General features: G+C 40.3%; 17 protein-coding genes and 2 pseudogenes. 18 read left to right on the forward strand and 1 reads right to left on the reverse strand.

The features are described from left to right. Position 1 precedes the first annotated feature (1 nt). Complete coding sequence (locus HHK02_RS07565; RefSeq protein WP_087215912.1) at positions 2–334, forward strand: helix-turn-helix domain-containing protein; 333 nt, start codon at positions 2–4, stop codon at positions 332–334. Between the two features lie 154 nt (positions 335–488). Here HHK02_RS07565 and HHK02_RS07570 read toward each other — a convergent pair. Continuing rightward, positions 489–821, reverse strand: a pseudogene (locus HHK02_RS07570) (RNA-guided endonuclease InsQ/TnpB family protein); the annotation flags it as partial. A 2-nt stretch (positions 822–823) separates the two neighbouring features. Here HHK02_RS07570 and HHK02_RS07575 point away from each other — a divergent pair. From HHK02_RS07575 to HHK02_RS07655, 17 genes and pseudogenes are all read left to right on the forward strand, one after another. Then, positions 824–1,156: pseudogene (locus tag HHK02_RS07575) on the forward strand (RNA-guided endonuclease InsQ/TnpB family protein); the annotation flags it as partial. Positions 1,157–1,586: 430 nt separating this feature from the next. Next, positions 1,587–2,609, forward strand: a complete 1,023-nt coding sequence (locus HHK02_RS07580; protein WP_035159637.1) for a D-2-hydroxyacid dehydrogenase — start codon at positions 1,587–1,589, stop codon at positions 2,607–2,609. After that, positions 2,610–3,068: a MarR family winged helix-turn-helix transcriptional regulator gene (locus HHK02_RS07585; protein WP_003675113.1), complete on the forward strand. Its 459-nt coding sequence runs from the start codon at positions 2,610–2,612 to the stop codon at positions 3,066–3,068. Beyond that, positions 3,069–4,811, forward strand: a complete 1,743-nt coding sequence (locus HHK02_RS07590) for an ABC transporter ATP-binding protein (RefSeq protein ID WP_181462250.1) — start codon at positions 3,069–3,071, stop codon at positions 4,809–4,811. After that, positions 4,812–6,641: an ABC transporter ATP-binding protein gene (locus HHK02_RS07595; RefSeq protein WP_003675109.1), complete on the forward strand. Its 1,830-nt coding sequence runs from the start codon at positions 4,812–4,814 to the stop codon at positions 6,639–6,641. Next, a complete protein-coding gene (nrdJ, locus tag HHK02_RS07600) occupies positions 6,642–8,846 on the forward strand; it encodes a ribonucleoside-triphosphate reductase, adenosylcobalamin-dependent (protein WP_152709602.1) in 2,205 nt (734 codons plus the stop codon). Next, positions 8,847–10,283 (forward strand): C69 family dipeptidase, encoded by a 1,437-nt coding sequence (locus tag HHK02_RS07605; RefSeq protein WP_063164364.1) that lies wholly within the window; start codon positions 8,847–8,849, stop codon positions 10,281–10,283. Further along, the gene (gene ybaK / locus HHK02_RS07610; RefSeq protein WP_013923874.1) at positions 10,284–10,790 is read left to right on the forward strand and encodes a Cys-tRNA(Pro) deacylase; all 507 of its coding nucleotides are present in this window, start codon (positions 10,284–10,286) and stop codon (positions 10,788–10,790) included. Beyond that, positions 10,791–11,522 carry a GntR family transcriptional regulator gene (locus HHK02_RS07615; RefSeq protein WP_003669974.1) on the forward strand — a complete coding sequence of 244 codons (732 nt, stop codon included), beginning with the start codon at positions 10,791–10,793 and terminating at the stop codon, positions 11,520–11,522. Beyond that, the gene (locus tag HHK02_RS07620) at positions 11,523–13,934 is read left to right on the forward strand and encodes a phosphoketolase family protein (protein WP_003669977.1); all 2,412 of its coding nucleotides are present in this window, start codon (positions 11,523–11,525) and stop codon (positions 13,932–13,934) included. Next, entirely contained in the window at positions 13,935–15,290 is a 1,356-nt protein-coding gene (locus tag HHK02_RS07625; RefSeq protein ID WP_139561456.1) for an APC family permease, read from the forward strand. Further along, entirely contained in the window at positions 15,291–16,037 is a 747-nt protein-coding gene (locus tag HHK02_RS07630; protein ID WP_035159607.1) for an alpha/beta hydrolase, read from the forward strand. It abuts the gene before it with no gap. After that, on the forward strand, positions 16,038–17,390 hold the full coding sequence (gene brnQ, locus HHK02_RS07635) for a branched-chain amino acid transport system II carrier protein (protein ID WP_085680767.1): 1,353 nt from the start codon (positions 16,038–16,040) through the stop codon (positions 17,388–17,390). Next, entirely contained in the window at positions 17,391–18,293 is a 903-nt protein-coding gene (locus tag HHK02_RS07640; protein WP_181462251.1) for an ROK family protein, read from the forward strand. 175 nt (positions 18,294–18,468) lie between these two features. Next, complete coding sequence (locus tag HHK02_RS07645; protein ID WP_181462910.1) at positions 18,469–20,397, forward strand: elongation factor G; 1,929 nt, start codon at positions 18,469–18,471, stop codon at positions 20,395–20,397. Continuing rightward, positions 20,398–20,865, forward strand: a complete 468-nt coding sequence (locus HHK02_RS07650; protein WP_085650117.1) for a universal stress protein — start codon at positions 20,398–20,400, stop codon at positions 20,863–20,865. Beyond that, a complete protein-coding gene (locus HHK02_RS07655; protein WP_181462252.1) occupies positions 20,866–21,879 on the forward strand; it encodes a lipoate--protein ligase in 1,014 nt (337 codons plus the stop codon). Positions 21,880–21,955 lie beyond the last annotated feature (76 nt).

Here is a 21,955-nt window from a genome sequence, read left to right on the forward strand (position 1 = left end):
AATGGAACAACAATTAGGAAAAAATATTGCTAACCGTCGTCATGAATTAAATATGACCCAACAACAACTTGCTGAGTTAAGCAATCTATCAATTAATTTTATTTCTCGCCTTGAGCGTGGTGGATCAAACGATGTTAGTTCAACTACCCTTTTAAGATTGGCAACTGTTCTCGGCACATCGATGGATTCTCTAATGACTAATCAGGCGTCTACTGGAAACAATTCTCATCGTGGACCACAGTTAAGGAAATTAATTAATAAGCTTGAAAATTACGATTATTCTAAAACAGAACATTTAAGTAAAATAATATTAGAACTTCTTGAAAACAATTGAAACAATTGAACTACTCCCACTTAGCTAAACCTACGGTTTAATGCTTGAAGTGGGAGATTCTGGAAACATCGCATACTTACCCTACCGATTCTGAACGAACCTTCGAGCAGAGGTTACGACTATTAGCCAAGGCTCGTCCCGAGCCTAACTTTATCTATCGAATAGCTAATCCTTTTTGCAAGATGACTTGTGCAGCGTTAATATCACGATCTAAATGTTTACCACAGTTTGGACAATCCCACTCACGTACCGCTAACCATTCCGATTTATTTAATCCTAACCGATGATTATTCTTCCCACAATTAGCACAAATTTGGCTAGTATATGACGGATTGACCTGAATAAGCTTTTTACCGTACCAATCACACTTATATTGCAACATATCTACTAATTTTGACCAGCTAGCGTTAGCGATTGCTCTAGCTAAATGGTGATTCTTCATCATTCCCTTAGTATTAAGTTTTTCCAACACAATGATGTCGTACTTTTAAGTACGACATCATTGTGTTGGAAAAACTTAATACTAAGGGAATGATGAAGAATCACCATTTAGCTAGAGCAATCGCTAACGCTAGCTGGTCAAAATTAGTAGATATGTTGCAATATAAGTGTGATTGGTACGGTAAAAAGCTTATTCAGGTCAATCCGTCATATACTAGCCAAATTTGTGCTAATTGTGGGAAGAATAATCATCGGTTAGGATTAAATAAATCGGAATGGTTAGCGGTACGTGAGTGGGATTGTCCAAACTGTGGTAAACATTTAGATCGTGATATTAACGCTGCACAAGTCATCTTGCAAAAAGGATTAGCTATTCGATAGACTCTCTTCTACTTATTTTTTGGGTTACTTAAGTATAACGTGAGAGTTCTTGCGTTTTCTATTTTTTACGCGAGAAAGCCTAGAGTCGCGGTGGTTAGCCGTGATTCTAGGCTTTCAAGTTTCAGAAACTCTCTTCTACTTATTTTTTGGGTTACTTAAGTATAACGTGAGAGTTCTTGCGTTTTCTATTTTTTACGCGAGAAAGCCTAGAGTCGCGGTGGTTAGCCGTGATTCTAGGCTTTCAAGTTTCAGAAACCTCGTTAAAACACTTAGAGAGTTAGATGTAGATGAAAGAAAAATTCGTCAAAAAATTAAGGTACGATATAATCTAACCGATAGTGAAGCAGACAAGTATTTAAAATAAATGGCTAACGTTGATGTAAACCCAGAATTAGTTAAAAAGATTGTCAAACAAGTACTAAATCAATCTATGCAAAATTCTTCCAGCACTAATAAAAAAATTTTTGCGTTCAGTATCCGTAAAGACGAAGAACCTTATGTCAAAGAATGGGCCGAAAATCATCCAGAAGTTGAAGTCGAATATACCAGCGAACTATTAACTCCTGAAACTGCTAAAAAAGCAAAGGATGCTGATGGTGTTGTCGTTTATCAGCAACTTGATTACACTGCTGATACTCTTCAAGCGCTTGCGGATCAAGGCATTACAAAGATGTCATTACGTAACGTTGGTGTCGACAATATTGATATGAATAAGGCAAAGGAACTGGGATTTGAAATTACCAACGTTCCTGTTTATTCCCCTAACGCAATCGCAGAACACGCTGCTATTCAAACTGCTCGTATTCTCCGTCAAACTAAAGTATTAGACGAAAAGATTGCTAATGGTGACTTACGCTGGGCACCGACAATCGGTCGTGAAGTTCGTGACCAAACTGTTGGTGTTATCGGTACCGGACACATTGGACAAGTCTACATGCAAATTATGGAAGGCTTTGGCGCTAAAGTAATCGCCTATGACCCATTTGAAAATCCAGAATTAAAGAAGCAAGGTTACTACGTGGACAGTCTTGATGACCTCTACGCTCAAGCTGATGTAATCTCACTTCACGTTCCAGCAACTAAAGAAAACTTCCACATGATTAATCGGGAATCAATTGCTAAAATGAAAGACAACGTTGTAATTGTTAACTGTTCCCGTGGTGCATTAGTCGATACCGATGCAGTCATTGAAGGCTTAGACAGCGGAAAGATTTTTGGCTTCGTAATGGATACTTATGAAGATGAAGTCGGTATCTTTAATGAGGATTGGCGTGGTAAAGAATTCCCTGACAAGCGCTTGAAGGACTTAATTGATCGCTCAAATGTATTAGTCACCCCTCACACCGCTTTCTACACCACTCACGCTGTCCGTAACATGGTTCTTAAAGCTTTCGATAATAATTTCAAACTAATTAATGGTGAAAAAGCTGACACACCAGTTAAGGTCGGCTAGATGGCTACTAGTGAAGAGTTAACAAAGGAATTATTCTCTTTTTCTAATGAGATTCATCAGCGGATTATTCAAAGCCACCGGGCACATAGCGCGTTTATTGGCCGCGGTAAAATTTTGTGGTTATTGGCAAATAATGATTATGTTTATCAGAATCAACTTGCTAATCTTGCCAAAATAAAGCCGGGATCGTTAACTCAGATTCTTGAAAAAATGGAACATGAGCAATTAATTATCCGTAAACGTGACCATAACGATAAACGTTTGATTTATGTTCGCCTAAGCAATAAGGGAAAAGAGCAATTTCAAAAAAACGAAAAGTATCATCGTGATTTTCAAGAATTTATGACTGCTCCGTTAACACCGGTAGAGATAGATCAGTTTGTCGCGACTTTAACGATATTACGAAAACAATTTAATACATATATTGATCAGCATCAAAAGGAGATGAAAAATAATTGATTGATACGGATAGCACGAAAAAATTTAGCTTTATGGGCAACCTTAGGAGCAGTTCTCTTTTTACTAATTCAAGTTTCCTGTGATTTATATTTGCCAACGGTTACTGCAGATCTTGTTAATCGTGGAATTGTCCAAAAAGATATGGGCGTGATTTGGAGTAAGGGAATTAAGATGCTGATTGTCGTAGCAATCGGTCTTCTCGCTGCGGGGCTTAACGTTTACTTTGCGGCCACCCAATCAATGAGGGTTGGTGAAAAATTAAGGGGCCAAATTTATCATAAAGTTTTACGTTTTTCTAATCGTGAGATGGATGAATTCGGGGACTCTTCATTAATTACGCGTTCGACTAATGACATTGTGCAGATTCAAAACGTAATGGTTCAAATGCTACGGATGATGCTTCAAGCGCCGGTTATGCTGGTTGCTGCGTGTGTTTTGGCTTATATTCGCGAACCGCGGCTGACAAAAGTGTTCTTTATCAGTTTGCCTATCTTAGCGATTATTGTAATGATGGTGATGTACTTTGCAGTGCCATTATTTAAGAGTATTCAGAAAAAGACGGATCGCATTAATCTGATCTTCCGTGAAGGGCTCACAGGAGTACGTGTTATTCGGGCCTTCCGCCAAGATGAACGCGAACAAAAACGTTTTAAAACTGCTAATGAAGATTACACGCAAACCGGGATCAAGGCTTTTACGATTGTTTCGACATTATTTCCGGTTGTAACGCTGATTTTAGGGATGACTAATGTTGCTATCATCTTACTTGGTGGTCACCTTGTGGCAAGTATGAATATGCAGGTCGGTGATTTAATTGCTTTTATGACCTATGCTACTCAAATTATGATTAGTTTTATGATGCTTTCAATGATTTTTGTTTTTGTTCCACGGGCTTCGGCATCTGCTGCACGGGTTAACGCTGTTTTAGACCAGCCAATTAGTATCCATGATGCAGCTAAAAAAGACCAGGAGAAGATTTCAATCGATCAACCAGCATCCCTAGAATTTAAGGACGTTGACTTCCGCTTTAACGGTGCGGAAAGACTTGCATTACAGGATTTGAACTTTAAAATTACTGCGGGACAGACTTTAGCAATCATCGGTGGAACCGGCTCTGGTAAATCAGCTTTAGTTAACTTAATTCCGCGTCTTTTTGATGTCGAGAGTGGTGAAATTAAAGTTAACGGAGTACCAATTAAAAAGCTCAGTCAGCATGACCTTCATAAAGTTATTTCAATTACGCAACAGCAAGCAGTTCTCTTTAGCGGGACAATTCGTTCTAATCTTCAATTTGGTTATGAAGATGCAAGTGACGAGCAGATATGTCGTGCACTGGAAATTGCACAAGCAGCAGATTTTGTTCTTGAAGAGGGCGGACTAGATGCTGTCGTAGAGCAAAATGGAAGCAACTTCTCTGGCGGACAGCGTCAACGACTGGCGATTGCGCGGACGATTATTAAACCGGCTTCAATTTATATTTTTGATGATTCATTCTCCGCGCTGGACTTTGAAACTGATGCTAAATTGCGGGCTGCTTTGGCTAAAGACCCGCAAATTCAGCAGGCGGTTACGGTAATTGTTGCCCAACGGATTTCAACGGTTGTCGATGCTGACCAGATTATTGTTCTTGAAGAAGGCCGGGTAGTTGGTCAAGGGACTCACCAAGAATTGAAGGCCCATAATAAGACTTACCAGCAAATAATCCAGTCACAGGTTGAAAAAGGGGATGTCGATCGTGCGTAGATGTCGATCGTGCGTAGAGGACCACGTGTACCTGAACAAGCGCAGCATTTTTGGCCAACTACTAAGCGTTTGATTGCTTACTTACGGCCTTGGCGTGTGGGTGTTATTGTATCGATCTTTCTGGCAATTGTTTCAGTTATCCTCTCAATCTTGGCACCTAAAATTTTAGGTGAAGCCACTACTATTATTTATGATGGAATGTTAAAAGGATATGCGGAAATAAAAGCAGGAGAACACCTAAGCACGCTTCCCATTAATTTCAACCGCATTTGGCAGATTGGAATTACTGTTATCTTGCTATACCTTTTTTCCGGTTTGTTCAGTTTCTTGCAATTACAAATCATGACACGGGTATCACAGCGTGTTGTGTATAATTTGCGACAAGACTTTGAAGAAAAGATGCGACGGGTACCTATTAAATACTATGATACCCACAATAACGGGGATATTATGAGTCGAATGGTTAACGATATGGATAATATTGCCGGAACACTCCAGCAAAGCCTAATTCAGATTATTACCAGTGTATTAACGGTTATTGGCGTCTTTATCTTAATGCTAACCATTAGTTGGAAGTTAACCATTATTGCGCTTGTGACGATTCCGCTGAGCATTTTAGTTGTTGCGTTTGTTGCGCCTACTTCACAACGATTATTTGGCCGCCAGCAAGCAGCCTTAGGAAAAATCAATGACCAGGTCGAAGAAACCTATGCTGCTCATACAATTGTTCGGACGTTTAATAAAGAAGAGGACGAAGAAAAAGAATTTAATCGGCGTAACCATCAATATTATCAATCAGCGTGGAAAGCGCAATTCTTTTCTAGTCTAATGATGCCGATGATGATCTTTATTCGAAATGTCGGCTATTTAGTTGTTGCAGTTGTTGGTGCAATTCAGGTTATCCACGGCCAAATTACACTTGGTAATGTTCAAGCGTTTCTGCAATATACCAACCAGTTTTCACAACCAATTGCGCAAATTGCCAATCTTAGTAATACCATCCAGCAGACAATTGCTTCTGCTGAACGGATTTTTGAAGTGCTTGATGAGCCGGAAATGGACGATAAGATTAAAGAGACGCCAGTATTGGCAGGCACAAACTTGCCAAAGGTTGAGTTTAAAGATATTCAATTTAGCTATACTGATGAACCGCTTATTCAAGACTTTAACCTTAAGGCGCCACGGGATAAGATGGTTGCGATTGTTGGTCCAACCGGTGCCGGAAAGACAACTATCATTAACCTTTTAGAGCGCTTTTACGACCCTCAAGGCGGGCACATTTATCTCAATGGACAAGATATTAGCTCTATGACCCGCGATGATTTGCGGAAACATATCGCAATTGTTCTTCAGGATACGTGGCTCTTTACGGGGACAATTTTTGAAAATATTAAGTATGGGAACGAAAATGCATCAGATGAGGAAGTTTATCATGCGGCAAAAATGGCACGGGCTGACGCGTTTATTCGTGAATTGCCTGATGGTTATCAAACAGTGCTGGATGAATCGGCATCTAATATTTCGCAAGGGCAGCGTCAACTACTAACGATTGCTCGGGCATTTTTAGCTGATCCAGAAATCTTGATATTAGATGAAGCTACGAGTTCTGTTGATACACGGACAGAGGTATTAATTCAAGAAGCAATGAATGCATTACAGCAGGAACGAACTAGTTTCGTTGTTGCACACCGTTTATCAACAATTCGCAAAGCTGATCAAATTGTAGTTGTTAATCATGGGAAGATTATCGAAACCGGTAATCATGAATCATTGATGAATCAAAAGGGATTCTATGCGGCACTTTATAATAGCCAATTTGCAGGAAATTAGATGCAAAAAATCACACTTAAAGAATCATTTATTGATCAAGCTACTAAAAAAATCACACCACATTGGGGTCCGCTCGGTTGGGTTACATATAAGCGGACATATGCTCGGTGGCAAGCAGATAAGGATCGAACTGAAGAATGGAAAGAAACCGTTAAACGCGTTATTGAAGGAAACATTAACCTTGATCCCCGTCTTAATGATAACCCATCCCAAGCTGTTATTGATGAGTTAACAACTGAAGCAGAACAGTTATTCAAATTAATCTACGGTCTCGGTGCAACACCATCTGGGCGAAATTTATGGATTTCAGGTACTGATTACCAGAAACGGACCGGTGACTCACTAAACAATTGCTGGTTCATTGCTATTCGTCCCCAGAAATATGGTGATAGTCACATTCAGCCAAGCTACTTAAATAATGAGCAAGTAGCAGTATCAATGCCTTTTGCTTTTCTCTTTGACGAATTAATGAAGGGTGGCGGTGTCGGCTTTTCTGTGACAGACGATAACATTAATCAAATTCCAAGCGTAGATCACAAAATTAACTTATCCATCGTAATTGATAAAAGCAGTGCTTCTTATGATGAATCAATTAGTGCTGGCGCTTACGATCGAAATGATATCAAAAAGCCGCTCCAGGAAAATGAAATTTACTATCAGCTTCCCGATACCCGTGAAGGCTGGGTACTTGCTGTTGCTCAATTAATTGACCTTCACTTTAAAAACACCAACCAAAATAATGTAAATAAGCTTATTTTGGATATGACCAATATCCGTCCACGTGGTGCTAAAATCCACGGCTTTGGCGGTACTGCTTCTGGCCCTACACCCCTAATTGAAATGCTTCAAGATGTTAACAAGGTGCTTAACGCTAAAGACGGTACGAACCTAAGCGCCGTTGACTGTACCGATATCTGTAATCTAATCGGCAAAGTTGTCGTCGCTGGTAACGTTCGTCGTTCAGCTGAACTAGCTCTTGGTTCAGGAAATAATCACCAATTTATTACAATGAAGCAAGACCAAGAAAAGCTCCAGCATCACCGGTGGGCATCAAATAACAGCATTAGTATTGATAAGGATTTTGACCACTTCCAAGAGGTCGCTGATTCCATTCAAGAAAATGGTGAACCAGGAATCGTCAATACTAGCCTATCGAAAAATTATGGCCGAATAGCTGATGGCTACCAGAAAAATATCGATGGCGACGTTGAAGGAACTAACCCGTGTGGCGAAATTTCTCTTGCTAACGGCGAACCTTGTAACCTGTTTGAAGTTTTCCCGCTTGTCGCTGAAAAACAAGGCTGGGACCTTAATGATGCTTTTCGGCTTGGCGTTCGTTTTGCAAAGCGGGTTACATTTAGTCACTATGATTGGGAAGTCTCCCGTAAAATGATCCAGAAAAACCGGCGCATTGGGATTTCAATGTCAGGAATACAAGATTGGATTTTAAACGACTTTGGTAACCGCGTAGTAACCGGCTTTGCAAAAAATAATGATGGAGTAATGGAACCTGTCTACGACCAACGAGTAATTGACAAGTTCAACACCCTGTATCAAGCGGTAATTAACGCCGATAAGGAATACTCTGCTGAATTGAATTGTAATCTGTCAATCAAACATACTACTGTTAAACCTTCTGGAACAGTAGCAAAATTAGCTGGTGTTTCTGAAGGAATGCACTTCCACTATGCTGGCTACCTTATTCAACGGATTCGTTTTCAGGATACTGATCCGCTGCTTGATGCATTAAAAGAATGCGGCTATCGGATGGAACCTGATATTTATACTGACCATACTATCTGTGTTGAATTCCCGGTTAAGGCAACTAATGCTGAAAACAAAAACTTTGCTTCTGCTGGAAATGTATCAATTGCAGAACAATTCGCTACTCAGGCGTTCTTACAGAAATACTGGTCTGATAATGCCGTTAGCTGTACCATTACCTTCCAAAATAAAGAAGCTGCCCAAATTCCGGTACTATTAAAGCAGTACCTTAACGGAATCAAATCTACTTCACTATTACCTTATTATGGCGGTTCGCTAAAACAAGCACCTAAAGAACCAATCACTAAAGAATTTTTCGTTAAACGACAAGCCGAAATTACTGGTAATGTAATTGATGTATTTAACGCGCAACAACAGGATAAAGCACTTGACCTTGTTGATCAGTCCGACTGTGCTGGCGGTGCATGTCCAATTCGTTAAATGAAAAAGAATTTATCTGCTTGTACCACTGTCCTTGTGGGTCGCAACGCAACGATTGATGGTTCAACAATGGCAGCACGGAATGACGATACATTTGGTCCACTTACGCCCCAACGCTTCGTTACTTATCCCGCATATCATAATCACCCTAACCAAGTAAAGGCATACTTAAATAAATGTGTAATTGATCGCCCTGCTGATGGTTATCGTTATCAAGGTACTCCTAATGTTGATTATCGAACTGAAGGGGTATTCGATGAGAGCGGCTTTAACGAAAAAAATGTTGGAATGAGTGCAACCGAAAGTGTTTATGCAAATGAACGCGTCCTTGCCTGCGATCCGCTTAATACCGAAACCGGAATCAATGAAGATCTTGTGGTTGCTGCTACCCTTCCCTTTATCGATAGCGCTCGTGACGGGGTTGCATACCTTGGTAAACTAGTCGCCAAATACGGTTCTGCTGAAGGAAACGGTATTATATTCAGCGACAAAAAAGATGTATGGTATATGGAAATCGTCACTGGTCACCACTGGGTTGCTCAACGGATCCCCGATGACTCTTATGCCGTAACTGGAAATCGAGTAGCAATCCAGCAAGTTGACTTTAATGACCCTGATAACTTTATGTGGTCTGACGGCATCCAAGAATTCGTTGAGAAAAACCACCTCAACCCTGATAAATATGGTTGGGACTTCCGCCATATCTTTGGGACTGCTGACGTATTCGACCAACATTACAACACACCACGTCAATGGTATGGTCATAAGGTATTAAACCCCAGCGTAGAATTCGATCCCTTGGATTTTGATATTCCATTTATCATGCAAACCAATCACCGTGTTACCCTTGAAGACGTGCAAAAAATCCTCAGCAGTCACTACCAAGGAACTCCTTACGATCCCCTCGGTCACGAAGGAACTGAACAGCAAAAACAGCTTTTCCGGCCAATTTCTCTAAATCGAACACAGAATTCCCATATTCTGCAGGTTCGGAATGATTTGCCAGAAGCTGCTTCAACTATTATGTGGATGAGCTTTGGCGTACCAACATTTACTCCTTATATTCCATTTTTCGGAAACGCCGAAGATATTGATGTCAGCTACCGTGAAACACCAGAAAAACTCAACATGGATCTTAAGAGTGCTTATTGGATGTACCGTACCCTTTCAATGCTTGTTGAATCACACCACGCTGAGTTCTCTAAGGAAGACTTAGATTACCTCAAAGATTCACGCGAATATTTGTACCGCTGGGTTAATGAAATTGCTCCACAAGTTAAGGGGATGGCACCTAGTGAAGTTAGCGACTTTTTGAGTTCCAAGACTCATGAGATGGTTGCTGAAATGGCTAAGCGAACTAAGAACCTAATGGCTGAATTAGTTATGCACGGGTTAGAGCTTTCTAAACTTACCTTCAAAATCGACAAGAACCTATAAATGAGTAAAAAAAATAAAAAAAGCAAAATGAAAAAAACACAGGTAGAACAAATCCTCGATAAAAATAACATTGCTTACGAGCAAGCTGAATTTCCGACTCACCAAGATGGCGATGTACGTTCAATGAGTGTTGATCATACCGGGGTTGACGAACATATTATTTATAAGACCCTAGTATTAACCGGTAACGTAACCGGACCGCTAGTTGGCGTCATCCCAGTCGATACACACTTAGATGAGAAAAAGCTTGCTAAGGTTTCGGGCAATAAAAAGGTTAATATGGTGCCGCTAAAAAATCTTCTCAAAACTACCGGATATGTGCATGGTGCTAACACCCCTGTAGGAATTTACGAGAAGTTTGAATACCCTATTTTTATTGATAACGAGGCCAGAGAACAAGGCGATATTTTCGTTTCGTCAGGTAAAGTGGGCCGTTCTATTAAATTAAATGCCGAAGATCTTGCCACCCTAGTTCATGCTACTTTCGCTGATTTAGAACAAAAGTAGATGGCAGACTTAGTATATCGCTCAGTGATGCGTGATATAAAACAAAAAATACTAGACAATAAATACCAAGGGATGCGTTTACCTGATGAACGAAGCTTAAGTGAAATCTATCAGGTAAGCCGCAGTTCCATAAAACGGGCATTGGGAGTGCTCGCTCAGCAAGGAATTATTTTTAAGAAACGCGGATCCGGTACATTTATTAATCCGTTATACCTAAAAAACCAGTCATTGTTCCATTATGAAGGTAGTAATTTGGGTGTAACGGACAGTTTCCAAGTAGATGGTAAAAAGCAAGGAATAAAATTACTTGATTACCAAGTTGTTCCTGCAAGTAAAGATGTTCAAGAAGAACTATTTCTTAATGATAACGACTTTGTTTATCAGATTAAACGGCTACGGTTAATTGATGATCAGCCGTTTATGATTGAAACGGGTTTTATTCCAATTAGAATTACGCCCACTCTTTCTCCCGAAGTTGTTAATGGGTCAATTTTTAATTATTTAGAAGATATGATGGGGAAAAGGGTTACAAAGTCATTTATGACGATTGGTGTTTCGCCGTCAACAAATGAAGATCAAGACTTATTGAAGTTGAATGAAACAGAGCCGGTTGGAACAATTGAAGGGATTTTCTTTTTGGATGATGGGACGCCGTTTGAAGTTTCTAATATGCGAATTCACTATAAATACATGAAATATAGTACTTTTGTTAGCCTAGACCAAGAAAACTAGATGGCAGTAGATTACGATTCCAAGAAGTATTTGGAAAGTGTTGATGCTTACTGGCGTGCAGCTAACTACCTTTCAGTTGGTACTTTGTTCTTAATGGGTGATCCATTATTACGCCAACCATTAAAGGCTGAAGACGTTAAGCCTAAGCCAATTGGTCACTGGGGTACTATTGTTCCTCAAAACTTCATTTACGCACACTTAAACCGTGTAATTAAGAAGTATGACCTTGATATGTTCTACATTGAAGGTTCAGGTCACGGTGGTCAAGTTATGGTTAACAACTCATACTTGGATGGTTCATACACTGAAATTTATCCTGAATACACACAAGACACTAAGGGAATGGCTAAGTTATTCAAGCACTTCTCATTCCCAGGCGGTACTGCATCTCACGCCGCACCTGAAACTCCAGGTTCAATCCACGAAGGTGGGGAACTTGGTTACTCACTTTCACACGGTGTAGGTGCTATCTTAGATAACCCTGATGTTATCGCCGCTGTTGAAATTGGTGATGGTGAAGCTGAAACTGGTCCATTAATGGCATCATGGTTCTCAGACAAGTTCATCAACCCAATCAAGGATGGTGCGGTATTACCAATCATCCAAGTTAACGGATTCAAGATTTCTAACCCTACTATTCTTTCACGGATGAGTGACGAAGAACTTACTAAGTACTTTGAAGGTATGGGCTGGAAGCCATACTTCGTATCAGCTTACAAAGAAGCTGACCGTGATGGTGAATTCGATGGTTACAAGCCACACATGGAAGTTCACGAACAAATGGCTAAGACTATGGATAAGGCTGTTGAAGAAATCAAGGCTATCCAAAAGAACGCTCGTGAAAACAACGATGATTCATTACCACAATGGCCATTAATCATCTTCCGTGCACCTAAGGGTTGGACTGGTCCTACTAAGGATCTTGATGGTAACCCAATCGAAAACTCATTCCGTGCTCACCAAATTCCTATTCCGGTATCACAAGATGACATGGAACACAAGGACATGCTTATTAACTGGATGAAGTCATACAAGCCAGAAGAATTGTTTGACGAAAACGGTCACCCAGTTGCTCTTGTTGAAGAGAACACACCAGAAGGTAACCGTCGTATGGCTATGAATCCTATCACTAATGGTGGTATCGATCCTAAGCCACTTGTATTACCAAACTACCGTGACTTTGCTGTTGACGTTCAAACTCCAGGTTCTGTTGTAAAGCAAGATATGCTTGAATGGGGTAAGTACCTCAGCAAGATGGCTGAATTGAACCCAACTAACTTCCGTGGATTTGGTCCTGACGAATCTAAGTCAAACCGTCTTTACGCATTCCTTGACAACCAAAAGCGTCAATGGATGGAAGGCATTCACGAACCAAACGATGAAAACGTTGCTCCACAAGGTCGGATGATTGATTCTCAATTATCAGAACACCAAGCTGAAGGATTCCTTGAAGGTTACACATTAACTGGTCGTCACGGATTCTTCGCAACTTATGAAGCATTCGGTCGTGTTGTTGATTCAATGCTTACTCAACACATGAAGTGGTTACGTAAGGCTAAGGATCTTTACTGGCGTCGTCAATACCCAGCATTGAACTTTGTTGATACTTCAACTGTATTCCAACAAGATCACAACGGTTACACTCACCAAGATCCAGGTCTATTGACTCACTTATTTGAAAAGGAACGTCCAGACCTTGTTAAGGAATACTTACCTGCTGATACTAACTCACTTATGGCTGTATCAAACAAGGCATTCCGTAACCAAGAATGTATCAACCTCTTTGTAACTTCAAAACACCCACGTGCACAATGGTTCTCCATTGATGAAGCTACTGAATTAGTTGACAATGGTCTTGGCTACATCAACTGGGCATCTACTGACCAAGGTAGCGAACCAGATGTTGTATTTGCTTCAGCTGGTACTGAACCTACTGAAGAAGCTCTTGCAGCTATTGACATTCTTCATGACAACTTCCCTGAATTGAAGATTCGTTACATCAACATCATTGAAATCATGAAGTTAATGAAGCAAGACAAGAACCCAGAAGGTTTGTCTGACGCAGAATTCAACCGTTACTTCACTACTGACAAGCCAGTTATCTTTGCATGGCATGGATTCCGTGACATGATCCAAGCATTGTTCTTCGATCGTGCAAACCGTAACGTTCACATTCACTCATACGAAGAAAATGGTGACATCACCACTCCATTCGACATGCGTGTATTAAACGAACTTGACCGGTTCCACTTAGCTAAGGATGCTATCCAAAGCGTTCCTGGTTACGAACAAAAGAGTGCTGCATTTGTTGCCAAGATGGACAACATGATTAACAAGCACAACCACTACATTCGTTCAGAAGGTAAGGACTTACCAGAAGTTACTAACTGGACTTGGAAGGGTCTTAAGTAAGTGGAGCTTATCAATACGAAAAAGAAAAATCCTAAAAAGTTATCGTTCATTTCAATTTACTTTTTAGGTATTAATGGTGTTATTGGGTCAGGTGCTTTTTTGCTACCACAAGTTATCTATAAAGATATGGATTTAGCAAGTGTCCTTGTCTTACTCTGTGCCGCTATTACGGTTAGCATGGTTGCGTTATGTTATGCGGACCTTTCTAGTTGTTTTACAGGATCAGGTGCGGCTTGGCTTTATTCATATAATGCATTTGGCCGGTTTACTGGCTATGAGCTCGGCATCTTTACGTGGCTTTTAGGATGCTGTACTTTATCTGCCGAAGTGGTAGCCTTATTGACAACTCTCCGAAGCTTTTTATCACTTTTTAATACTCATTGGGTATACTATGTTTCTGTTTTTGGCTTAATTTTATTATTTTCAATCATTAACTTCTTCGGCCGGACGCTTGTTAAGTTGGTCGATAACCTCTCTTCAGCTGCAAAAATGATTACGATCCTTGCTTTTATTGTTATTGGCGTTTTTTGTATTCACTTTGCTAATTTTTCACCGGTAATCCCTCATGCAGCAACCACCGGGGCAATGCCGCTTGCCAAACATTTTGGAGCAGCCTTTAGTGTTGTCTTCTATATGTTTACTGGCTTTTCCTTTATCCCAATTGCTGCAAAACAAATGACCGATCCAGAGAAAAATATTCCGCGCGTATTAATTGCCGTAATGGTTAGTGTAACGATTATGTATTCGCTAATGATGCTAGTAGCAATCCGTATTTTAGGAACTAGGATGTCAAAGTATAGTACACTAATTGCCAATGCTTTTGGAACTGGTGTCGGTAAATGGGGGTACATTTTAGTGATTGTGGGAATGTTGATCAGTATTTTTGGGGTAGCGTTTGCGGCCTCCTTTAACACTCCGTCATTAATTTTCTCACTAGCGAATGAACACGCAATGTTACCAAAGTGGGTTGGTAAAAAGAACCGCCATGATGCACCATGGGTAGCGATTATCCTGACAGCCGTTGTTTCGATGGTGTTAGTTACTCAATCTTACCTCTTTCTTGTTTCTTGTATTGTGCCTGCTTCGTTTGTTCAATATGTTCCATCAATTTTAGCAGTAATTAAGTTTAAACATACTAATGAATTCCCTAATCACGGGTTTAAGCTTCCAGGAAAATATATCATTCCAGTGTTAGCACTCTTAATCTCATGCTATATGGTAACCAATTTTACAATTAAGACGATTACAGTTGGTGTTGTAGTTGCCGTATTGGCTGCGGTTTCTTACTTCTTTATCAAGGTGGATGAGAAACACGAGGCACACCACCGTGCAATGTTGGAGAAGCTAAAACATTAAATGGAAATAACAATCAAACGAGATGGTCTAAAGCTATATGGTCTTCTTGAGGGAACAACGACGATTATAAACGATACAGTCGCAATTCTGATGCATGGCTTTAAGGGCAATCTGGGATATGATGATTCTAAAATTCTGTATGCTCTTTCGCACTATTTAAATCAACAAGGAATTTCAACGTTACGCTTTGACTTTGATGGAACTGGTCATAGTGATGGTGAATTCAAGGATATGACAGTTTTTAGTGAAATTCTGGATGGAATAAAAATCATTGACTATGCTCACACAACTATGCAAGCAAAGAAGATTTACCTAATTGGTCATTCGCAAGGTGGGGTAGTTGCTTCGATGCTGGCGGCTTATTATCGCGATATTATTACAAAACTAGTACTGCTGGCACCTGCTGCAACCTTGAAAGATGATGCATTAAAAGGAGTTTGTCAGGGAAGCCAATATGACCCTAACCATATACCAGAAACGGTTGATGTGCATGGCTTTACCGTTGGCGGTGACTACTTCCGAACGGCGCAGCTTTTACCAATTTACGAAACAGCGCAACATTATAGTGGCCCCACACTGCTAATTCATGGGTTAGCTGATAATGTGGTTTCCCCTGAAGCATCAAAGAAATATAATGTAATCATGCCTAACAGTGAGTTGCATTTAATTCCTGGAGAAGGGCATATGTTTAATGGCTCACGACGCCAAGAAATTTTGGAACTAGTAGCTAACTTTTTAAAAAATTAGATGAACTCAATTAAAGCAGCGTGTAAAACCTACTTGGTAATTGGGTCGCTAATTTTTGGAATGTTATTTGGGGCAGGAAATTTAATTTTTCCTGTACATTTAGGACAATTAGCCGGTAACCAGTGGATAGCAGCAACGGGCGGATTCTTGCTTTCCGGTGTTCTTTTACCGCTATTTGCATTACTTGCGATTAGTATTACACATGCAAATGGATTATATGAACTAGCTTTACCAAATGGGAAAAGGTTTGCCCTTATTTTCCTTATCCTGGTTCAAATAATTATTGGACCTTTATGTGCAACCCCGCGTACGGCAACTGTTCCTTATACGATTGGAGTTGCGCCATATTTAAGTAAAGGGATGCAAGGCTGGGGATTATTAGCCTATACCGGAGCATTTTTTCTAATTGTTTACTTTTTTGCAACGTGTGAAGGAAAAATCACCGAAATAATTGGTAAGGTTTTAAATCCAATTTTCCTTATTATGTTATTTTTGATCTTTCTTCTCGCCTTTGTTCATCCAATGGGAAGTACAACTACTCCCCAACCAACTCCAGAATATGTTAATCATGCCTTTAGTAATGGTTTTATTCAAGGATATAATACTGTTGATGCATTAGCAGCATTGGTTTTTGGCGTTACGATTATTACCGCAATTCGCCAACTTGGTTTTAAATCTCAACAATCAGTTTCACTTGCTACTACCAAGGGTGGAATGATTGGAATTTTGGGAATTGGGATTTTGTATATTGGACTAATTTATTTGGGAACAACGAGTCGGCATCAATTCGCAATCGCAGCCAATGGGGGAACAACATTAAATCAAATTGCTCATTATTATATGAGAGAGTTTGGAAATGTATTATTGTTAACCCTTGCGACAATCACGTGTATGACAACGGCGATGGGGTTAGTAGTCGCTTTTGCTCAGGACTTCCACTATCGTTTTCCCCAGATTTCTTATAAAGCCTTTTTGCGGGGCAATTGCCTGTTGTCATTTTTAGTTGCTAACATGGGACTGGACCGGATCGTTTCATGGTCGATACCAGTTTTAATGTTTCTTTACCCGCTAGCCATTGTGTTGATCCTACTAGGTATTTTTTCGCCCCTATTCAAGGGAGCTTCGTTAATTTACCGAATCACGACAGGTATAACAATGATTCCTGCATTTTTTGATATGGTAAATACTTTCCCACCGGTTTTACGGGATACCACATTTAGCATGTCATTAATCCATTTTGCAGAAAAATACTTTCCCTTGTATCAACTTGGCTTTAGTTGGTTGCCTTTTACCCTGGTGGGCTTATTCATCAGTATTTGTATTTGGTACCTTCAACAGCGGAGTCGTGTATAAATGCAACGACAGTATTTGAGTATTGATATTGGTGGGACAGAGATAAAGAGTGCATTAATTGATCACTCTGGTAATATTTTTGAGAGAAACCATGTCCCAACTCCTCATCAAAAAGAAGCGTTTCTGGCTGCAATCTTTGCTGTGGTTGAGCCAGTTTTAGAAAAGGTTACTGCGATTTGTGTCAGTCTTCCAGGAGTCGTTAATCCAACGACTGGAGAGGTAAAGTTTACTGGTACCCTTGGCTTTATGGGGACCTTTAACTTTGCGGCCTATCTGGAATCACGAGCTCATTGCCCAGTATATGTTGGTAATGATGCTAATTGTGCGACATTAGCAGAAATGTGGCTTGGCAATCTCAACGGTATCAGTAATGGTGCTGTAATTACATTAGGAACTTCCGTTGGCAGCGGGATTGTTATTAATAATCAGCTCTTGCATGGACCACATTTTCAGGCCGGTGAATTAAGTGCCATGATCATTGATAATGATGCGCCTGAACTTCACTATTCGACGATGGGGGCTGCTACTTCAGCAGTTAAGATGATTGAAACCATGGCTGATATTTGTGATATTAAGGATAAAACTGATGGCCGACGAGTATTTAAAGAAATTAATTGTCATAATCCAGTTATTTGGTCCTTATTTGAAGGATTTTGTCGGCGAGTAGCTGTTTTGATTTTAAATATTCAGACAGTTGTTGACCTTGAACGTGTGCTCATTGGTGGTGGCATTAGTACGCAAAAAATTTTAATTGATGAAATAAAGAAGCAATTTATGATTCTGCAGAAGAGTGATTACCGTCTTCATGATGATGTTACGATGCCAGAAATAATGACCGCAAAGTTTGGCAATGAGGCTAATTTATTAGGTGCATTGTATGGATTGCTATTGACAATTGAATAAAGTGAGTGGGAATTAACCTTCTCGACAAGGCGGTGGGCTAAGGATAGAACGGTGATTAGCAAGGCACGGGCTGATTAGCGTTCGAACTTAGCCTCGAGCCTTGTGGTTACGACGCGAAGCTAGTTCCGCGATATCTTAAATAATGTTCGTATAAATAAAGAGGCTGTTGAAAAAAGTGAAACAAATTGTTACTGGCATCGTTGCTCATGTCGATGCTGGAAAAACGACTTTAACCGAAGCACTCATGTATGAAACCGGCGCTATTCGAAAGCTAGGTCGCGTGGATAATGGAGATGCTTTTTTAGATCCTAACACACTCGAAAAGCAACGTGGAATCACTCTTTTTACTCATCAAGCTGAGCTAACATATAATGACCTTGCGCTTACCCTTCTCGATACCCCAGGACACGTCGATTTTGCTAGTCAAACAGAACAAGTCTTACCAGTTCTTGATTATGCAATTCTTGTCGTTTCAGCTACTGATGGCATTCAGGGATACACGCGCACATTATGGGATCTTCTTGCGCGTTATGATATCCCGACCTTCATTTTCATTAACAAAGAAGATGTGATTGGTGCTGATCCTAGCAGTGTTATCAAACAACTGCAAAAAGAATTTTCGCCGGCTTGCCTTAATTTTGATGATCCATTAACTGATGAAGTTCGTGAAACAATTGCCATGCAAGATGATAAAGTTTTAGAAAACTACCTCAGTACTGGTAACCTTAGCGATCAAACAATTCAGCAATTGATTAAACAACGTAAAGTGTTCCCCTGTTATCGTGGAGCAGCCCTAAAGTTAACTGGAATCACTAAATTCTTAAAGGGACTTGAGAAATGGACTGTTACGCCTAAGTTCGCTGATGAGTTTGCGGCGCGGGTATTTAAGATTTCCCATGATGACAAGGGTAATAGGCTTAGTTGGGTTCGCGTATTCGGTGGCAAAATTCCAGCTAAAGCAGTTTTGTTAAATGAAGAAAAAGTGAACCAAATCCGAATATATAACGGGGCTAAATTTACCCCAACTCAGGTTTTAAACGCAGGTCAAGTCGGTGCTCTTACTGGACTAACTTCTACATCCCCTGGGCTTGGCCTTGGTAAAACAAAGCCACTCCCGGCGCCAGTCATAAAGCCCGTTTTAAATTATGCCGTTAAAGTTGCTAAAGAAGATCTTCATGCTTGTCTCAACGCCTTAAAAGAGCTTGAAGATGAAGATCCGCAACTACAGATTTCTTGGCATCCCCACATCCAAGAGATCCATGTCCAAATTATGGGAGAAGTCCAACTTCAGATCCTACAACAATTACTTCAGAAACGTTACCAACTAGAAGTTACATTTGACGAGGGAAATGTTCTCTACCAGGAAACAATTACTAATAAAGTTGAGGGGGTCGGTCACTTTGAACCCTTGCGTCATTATGCCGAAGCCCACCTTCTTTTAGAACCAGGAAAACAAGGCTCTGGAATTACTATTAGTAGTGATTGCAGTCTTGATATCCTGGATCGTAATTGGCAACACCAGATCTTAACTAGTTTACAGACCAAAGAACATTTAGGGGTTCTTACAGGAGCTCCCCTTACCGATGTCAAAATCACCCTCATTGGTGGTCGCGGCCATATTAAACATACAGTTGGTGGAGATTTTCGTCAGGCTAGTTGGCGAGCGGTTCGCCAAGGATTGATGGAGTTGAAAAAACAAAACGAATGTCAATTATTAGAGCCTTGGTATGCTTTTCATCTTAAAGTCCCGAATGACCAAGTAGGACGTGCAATTAATGATATTCAACAAATGCATGGTACGTTCGCGCTTGATGAAGCTAATAGTCAAGACCTAACCCTGATTACGGGAACTGCTCCTGTTGTGGGCATGCGCGACTATGTCCAAAGCGTTCGCACCTACACTCACGGCCAGGGTCAGCTCGAGCTTGTTGTTGCTGGCTATTATCCATGTCATAATGCTGAAGATGTTATTAAAGATGTTAATTATGATCCGGTTGCTGACCTAAAGAACACTCCTGATTCTGTCTTCTGTGCTCATGGTGCTGGTTTCCCCGTTCCATGGAATGAAGTCCCCGCAATGGCGCATTATCCGTATAGAAAATAGATGACAGAAATTTATCCATACAAACACATTCTAGTTGCTGTCGATGGCTCAAAAATTACTAGTAACGTCTTAGAAAGTGCCATTGATTCTGCACTACGGAATCATGCTAGCCTTGATATCTTACGGATCGTTCAAGTAACGCAACTAACAGATGGCTATAGTAATGCGGCCCTTAGCAACGAAGAAACATATAACATTGTTAAAACTACCAAGGAACGACTCGATGACTTGAAAAAGCGCGCGGTCGATGCGGGGGTTGAAGATGTTAACGTTCATATCCGGTTTGGAAATCCAAAACGTGTTATTGCTCATGAATTTCCGTCAGATCACAACACCGACTTGATTATTCTCGGTGCGACTGGTGTATCTGGTCTTGAACGCTTTGTTCTTGGCTCTGTTACCCACTATGTTAGTCGGATGGCAAAATGTGATGTTCTTGTTGTTCGCAAAAACGACCATGTTAACTAGATGCGTTATGTTTCAATGACTTCTCATAATATTGGAATGAATTTAGCTACAGAACAATATTTAATGAATAATAAGGATTTTGGGAAAGAGCCTTTAGTACTATTTTATTATGAAGAACCATGTATTATCGTGGGCCGGAACCAAAATACGCTTGAAGAGATTAATCATGATTATGTAAAGGAACACAATATCCGGGTAACCCGACGTTTATCAGGCGGTGGTGCTGTTTATCAAGACTTAGGGAACCTCTGTTTTAGTTTTGTGGTCCCAAGTGATAGTGAAGAATTCGGTAACTTTAAATCGTTTACCCAGCCAATTGTTAATGTTCTTCATCAAATGGGTGCTACTAGTGCAGAAGTCAGCGGTCGTAATGATATTTTAGTTGATGGTAAGAAATTCTCGGGGAATGCGATGTATTCACGTAATGGAAAGACGTTCTCCCATGGAACTTTAATGCTTGATGTTGACTTAAGTGTCGTCGCGGATGCCCTTCATGTGGCAAAAGATAAGATTGCTTCAAAGGGGATCAAATCAGTTCGATCACGGGTTACGAATCTTCGTCCATACTTGGATGAAAAGTACCAAGATATTGATGTGCCAACATTTAGGAATGAATTGCTAAAAGGTCTCTTCCATGTTGACGACCTTGAGGAGATTAAGGATAAGCAATACATGGTTACCCCTGAAGATCAAAAAGAAATTGATAAGATCTATGAGCAGTACTATAACAACTGGGATTGGGTCTATGGTAAGTCGCCAGAGTTTACGGTTAAGCGGCGGAAACACTTTGATATGGGGACAATTGATGCCCGCTTTGATATTAAAGATGGCGTAATCAAAAACGTGAAATTCTATGGCGATTTCTTTGGCCCACAGGATATTAACCAACTGGCAGAAAAGCTCCAAGGGATTAAGTATGACCATGATGAAATTGCTAAAGTCCTTGAAGCGGAAGGAACCCAACAATATATTACGGGAATTCCAACCGCTGAAGTAGCTGATTTACTCGCATAATTTTCAACAGCCTCTTTATTTATACGAACATTGTTTAAGATATCGTGGAAATTAACCACAAGGCTCGAGGCTAAGT

It is taken from the genome of Limosilactobacillus reuteri (assembly GCF_013694365.1).
GTDB lineage: Bacteria > Bacillota > Bacilli > Lactobacillales > Lactobacillaceae > Limosilactobacillus > Limosilactobacillus reuteri_E.

Bases quoted from the DNA above. Each gene is read 5' to 3' on its own strand.
- HHK02_RS07630 (WP_035159607.1), top strand. From the start codon at position 15,291: ATGGAAATAACAATCAAACGAGATGGTCTAAAGCTATATGGTCTTCTT.
- HHK02_RS07640 (WP_181462251.1), top strand. From the start codon at position 17,391: ATGCAACGACAGTATTTGAGTATTGATATTGGTGGGACAGAGATAAAG.
- HHK02_RS07620 (WP_003669977.1), top strand. From the start codon at position 11,523: ATGGCAGTAGATTACGATTCCAAGAAGTATTTGGAAAGTGTTGATGCT.
- HHK02_RS07565 (WP_087215912.1), top strand. From the start codon at position 2: ATGGAACAACAATTAGGAAAAAATATTGCTAACCGTCGTCATGAATTA.
- ybaK (WP_013923874.1), top strand. From the start codon at position 10,284: ATGAGTAAAAAAAATAAAAAAAGCAAAATGAAAAAAACACAGGTAGAA.
- brnQ (WP_085680767.1), top strand. From the start codon at position 16,038: ATGAACTCAATTAAAGCAGCGTGTAAAACCTACTTGGTAATTGGGTCG.
- nrdJ (WP_152709602.1), top strand. From the start codon at position 6,642: ATGCAAAAAATCACACTTAAAGAATCATTTATTGATCAAGCTACTAAA.
- HHK02_RS07605 (WP_063164364.1), top strand. From the start codon at position 8,847: ATGAAAAAGAATTTATCTGCTTGTACCACTGTCCTTGTGGGTCGCAAC.
- HHK02_RS07580 (WP_035159637.1), top strand. From the start codon at position 1,587: ATGCAAAATTCTTCCAGCACTAATAAAAAAATTTTTGCGTTCAGTATC.
- HHK02_RS07615 (WP_003669974.1), top strand. From the start codon at position 10,791: ATGGCAGACTTAGTATATCGCTCAGTGATGCGTGATATAAAACAAAAA.
- HHK02_RS07650 (WP_085650117.1), top strand. From the start codon at position 20,398: ATGACAGAAATTTATCCATACAAACACATTCTAGTTGCTGTCGATGGC.
- HHK02_RS07595 (WP_003675109.1), top strand. From the start codon at position 4,812: ATGTCGATCGTGCGTAGAGGACCACGTGTACCTGAACAAGCGCAGCAT.
- HHK02_RS07585 (WP_003675113.1), top strand. From the start codon at position 2,610: ATGGCTACTAGTGAAGAGTTAACAAAGGAATTATTCTCTTTTTCTAAT.
- HHK02_RS07655 (WP_181462252.1), top strand. From the start codon at position 20,866: ATGCGTTATGTTTCAATGACTTCTCATAATATTGGAATGAATTTAGCT.